This window comes from Nocardia sp. AB354 (assembly GCF_049538315.1).
Classification (GTDB): domain Bacteria; phylum Actinomycetota; class Actinomycetes; order Mycobacteriales; family Mycobacteriaceae; genus Nocardia; species Nocardia nova.
The window spans coordinates 1-4,126 of record NZ_JBMVFU010000053.1; the positions used below are offsets into that span (position 1 = coordinate 1).

Genomic DNA, 4,126 nt, shown 5'->3' on the forward strand with positions numbered 1-4,126 from the left:
CGGCTTGCGCGAGCTCGCGCCGCCGGGATGGCAGCGGCTGGAGGCATCGTTCGCGTTGACCGTTGTCACCGAATCGGCGTTGTTCGTGGTCGATGACGGGCACGGGCCGGTCAGGTGTCAGGTGTCGGATGAGGTGTGGGCGTCGGTGCGCCGGCACCGGCAGGTTTCGGCCGAGCTGGAGAGCGAGCCGTGGTGGCGGATGGTGGTGCGCGCCGACGCGGAGGACGTCGAGGTCGTCGTCGATCACGGGGCCGAGCCGTTTCCCGGTGAGCAACTGTTCGCACCACAGGCGTATCTGGCCGACCTGGAACGGTATCCGCGCGGCCGGCTGCCGGTGTGGTTGGCGGCTTACATCGGGCGCGGCGAATCCCAGTCGAGGCCGCCGCGCGCCGCCTGGGACGGAATGCGGGCGGACCGGAGTGCGGGCGTGCGGGCGGTGCCGGTGACCGGCGAGTTGCCGGACCTGCGAACACTGTGGGCGCGGTGGGCGGTGCTGGCCTCGGCCTTCGTGGCGGCCGGCTCGGAACGGGGGCCACGGATCGGTCCATCCGTGGGCGTCTTCGAAAGTGCCGGACACAGCGGTTCGACGTTGACGCTGCTCCCCGGAGACCGGGCGGTGCTGTCGGGTGGGGTATGGGAGGCCCCCGCGTTGGACCTCGCCTACAACGGTGGTGGCGCGATGCCGAATGTGTTTGCGGGAGCACCTGATTGGGTGGCCGACCCGGTGCTCGATCCGCGGGTGATGACCGGCATGCTGTCGTTTTGCTACTGGTGGGAGAAGGGGCGGTGGTACCGTGGCGGATCCGCTCCGATGTCGGAATGCGCGGCGGCGATGCCCGCGGTGTGGACTGCCGACACGGTGGCGCGAGTAGTCGCCGACGTGGTGGAGAAGTCGTCGCCGGATGCTGCCGAGTTGCTGGTGTCGGCGGCGCAGGCCGCCGCGGTGACACGCGAGGCGATCGTGCAGGCGGTCGGTGACGAGACCGAGGTCGACGTCGCCGGTGCGCTGTTCCAGTTCGCACTCGCGGATCTGACGGCCGGCGAAGTCGCAGGGATCAGCGAAGCGGAGGCGTTGAAACTGGTTCGCGATCACATCCGCGAGCGAGGGTACGACACCGCGGATTATCCTCCGTCGTCCCTGCGCGCCGACCGGATCAGCGTGGGCTGGATGGTGCGATCGCCGGTGCCGGACAACGACATCGCCCTGGACCGTGCGGTCTTCTATGTCGCCGACGACGGCGCCGTGGAGCGCTCGAGTTCGTCGGTGCCGCTGTCGGTTTTCGTGACCGACTTCGAGCGACGGTTCCGCCTGCGGGTCGGCGACCGGATGTGACGGCTCGAGGCGGGATATGAGCGGCGAACTTCGATTGGACCTGGCCGGCTTGCGCGAACGGGGTGCCCGGCTGGCCGAACTCGCCGACCGGGTGGGGCAGACCCACACTGGCCTGCGGGACTGCCTGGAGCAGGCCCACGGTAGCTGGGGCGACGACAACATGGGCCGTCAGTTCGCGGAGCAGTTCACACCGCATGCCGATCAAACGCTCGCCAATGTGCGGGACATGGCGAAGGGGCTGCACAGCACTGCGGCCGGAATCATCGGTGTCGCAAACGAATTCGATGCGCAGGATGCCGGCAACGCCGCCCGGCTGGCCGACGCGGCAGGAGATCTGGATCCGGGAACCGGGAGTTCGGCCACGCTTGCGCCGGACAACGCGGCCGGCACGCCGTCACCCGTCGATGCGGGTCCACAGCTCCCGTACGACCCCGCCGCAGGCTCCCCGGCTCGGAACTCTCCGGTCGCCGGCGGTCCGGCGCATCCCACCGGCGGCGCGCAGCGCGCCGACCAACCCCCGGCCGGAGGCTCGCAGTCAGCGAACGGTTCTCCAGCGCGGACCGTCCCGCCGAATGGGGCGCAGTCCCGCTCACCGTGGAATCAGGACCGGCCGGAGTCCACCCCTTCCGGGCGGGAGAAGCAGCCCCCGGCCGGTGACTCCGGTCGCCGGTCCTCATCCGTTTCGGCACCGTCCCCATCCTCGTCGGGACTACCTCCGGCCGACCGCCGCGCGGCGCCCCGAGCAGCGGACGCCTCGTCCGGCAGTCGAGCGGCACCTACGAAACGGGGCGATACCCCGTGGGGAGGGCAACCGCCTCGCCCTCCCGCCACACCGGGAAGGGCCGACACCCCTGGAAAGACCGGCTCCCCCGGCAAGCCGGAGGAGAATTCTCGGCACGGTTCGCCGCCACGTGACAACCGTCCGTCCCGCGACAAGGCACGCCCGGGTGATCGGCGCCGCTCTCGCGAGCAGCCGTCCGACCCGATGATCGGTTGGCTGGCGCGGACATTGGCCGAGCGCCACGGTGTACAGGTGATCGGGTTCGACACACCCGGCCTTCAGCTGCCGTCCGTACGAGACTTCGTGGCAGCGGTGGACCGGGTGCTCACCGACTATCCGGTGATCGGTCTGGATACGGTCGCGGTGGCAGAGCTCGACGGTGAGCTCGGCATGGTGCGATGGAGTCGTGAACCGGGCGCCGAGGGCGCCACCGACTCGATAACGCTCGACCGGCGCACAGCGCAAGAGCCGGCGGCAGCCGCCCCGCCCACCGAACCCGGCGGCGACCCGGCGCGCTCGGACATCTATCCGGCGACGCTTCGGGAGTTCGGCCGGGCCCTCGACGCCGTCGGCTGCGGCGTCGCGCGCAAGCAGGCACAACGTGTCCTGATCGCGGAATACCTGCGCCGGCAGCCGGACCGCACACTCGCCGAGGTGGTGAGCGGTTACCGGGATTGGCGAGCCGAGTTGGCCGGAAAGGCCTCGTTCCCTGGTGAATTCGATGTGGGCGAGGCGCTCGGATTCGCGTTCGCGGAGGTCGTGCAGCACGGCGCGGAGGCGGGCATACAGGCGAGATTGCTGCATGCGGTGCTGATCGCCGCGGCATCTCGACCGGCATAGGCGGTGCCGGTGGACGGTTCGTTGTTCAGCCCCGTTGTGGAGTTGCGGAACACCTTCGAAAGTCTTCCCGACATGCTGCGGCGCCCGATCGAGATGGTGGTGTTCGGCGGCGAACTCCCGCGCGCCGACATCTCCGCCATGCGCCGGATGGCCGCCGAGCTCCGCGCCCACGGTGACGAGCTGGACGGACAGTCGAGGGATATCAAAGCGCTCCTCGCGCAGGAAGATTCGGTGGGCGAGCTGGCAAACCAGCTGCGCGAGGCATTGCATTCGTACGGGAAAGGCGCGGCCCAGCTCGGTGCCGACGTCGGCACCCTGGCCGACCAGGCGCAGGCGGCCGCCAACGACGCGGAGAAGTGGCTGTGCGTGATGTTCACGTTCGGCATCCACTTGGCGTGGCGAATCTTCAGCGTGGTGACCAGCGCGGCGGCAACAGGTCCGGCCGGCGCGACCGCGGCGGCGCCGACCGTGGACGCCATGCTGGTCGAGGGGCGTGGCGAAGTAACGGCGATGCGAACCGCCCTGGCACGGGCGATCGAGGAGGGCGCGGCGAAGGCGGCTGCCCGGCTGACCGCGCCGGGAGGCTTGCGGTTCGTCACCATGCTGGGCAAGGCGGCCGCGCTGCCCGTGGGCGTGGACGCGGGTGTGCAGGCGCTGCAGGTCGCCACCGGCGATCGGACCGCCGACATCATCGGATCGGACGGTTCGAATCCGACCGGAATCGATCTGAAGTCGATCGAAGTCGCCGCCTTGGCCGGCGCGGGTGGAGCGGTGGGCGGCATGGTCGCCGGCAAGTTCGCGCCGATGGTGTTCCCCCGGATCGGCAGCAGTCGCTTGGCCATCGGCCTGGTGCACGGTACCGCCGGCGCGATATCGGGTTTGGGTGCGGCGTCGCTGGTGGCTGGTTGGCCGCAGCATTACGACCAGGTGCTCGCGCCGCTGCTCAACGGCGCATTCGCCGGGGGCGTGTATTCCCGCAGCGGAGCCCATCCGTCGGCGATCGACGGCGGCGCGACATTCACACCGCCCGACGCGATCTCGGCAGGGCACGACGGGAAAGCCGCGACACCTCGGCGACCGGTCGAGGTGTCGGCGGAATCGAAACGGGCGTGGGCGGACGCGCAGAAGGCCTGGGGCTCGACCGCGGAGACCACGAAGACCGCAGGTGAGCG

3 protein-coding genes are annotated in these 4,126 nt (G+C 70.3%); all 3 read left to right on the top strand.

What is annotated here, in order from left to right; all coding sequences use genetic code 11:
• Positions 1–1,333 (top strand): hypothetical protein (locus tag ACPCUW_RS34975; RefSeq protein ID WP_423429670.1); only part of this gene is annotated, 1,333 nt, incomplete at its 5' end.
• A 16-nt stretch (positions 1,334–1,349) separates the two neighbouring features.
• A complete protein-coding gene (locus ACPCUW_RS34980; protein ID WP_423429671.1) occupies positions 1,350–2,954 on the top strand; it encodes a hypothetical protein in 1,605 nt (534 codons plus the stop codon).
• Positions 2,955–2,963: 9 nt separating this feature from the next.
• Positions 2,964–4,126: hypothetical protein (locus tag ACPCUW_RS34985; RefSeq protein ID WP_423429672.1), on the top strand; the 1,163-nt coding region annotated here is incomplete at its 3' end.

Excerpts from the sequence above, each read along its gene's own strand:
- ACPCUW_RS34980 (WP_423429671.1), top strand. The coding sequence starts at position 1,350 with ATGAGCGGCGAACTTCGATTGGACCTGGCCGGCTTGCGCGAACGGGGT.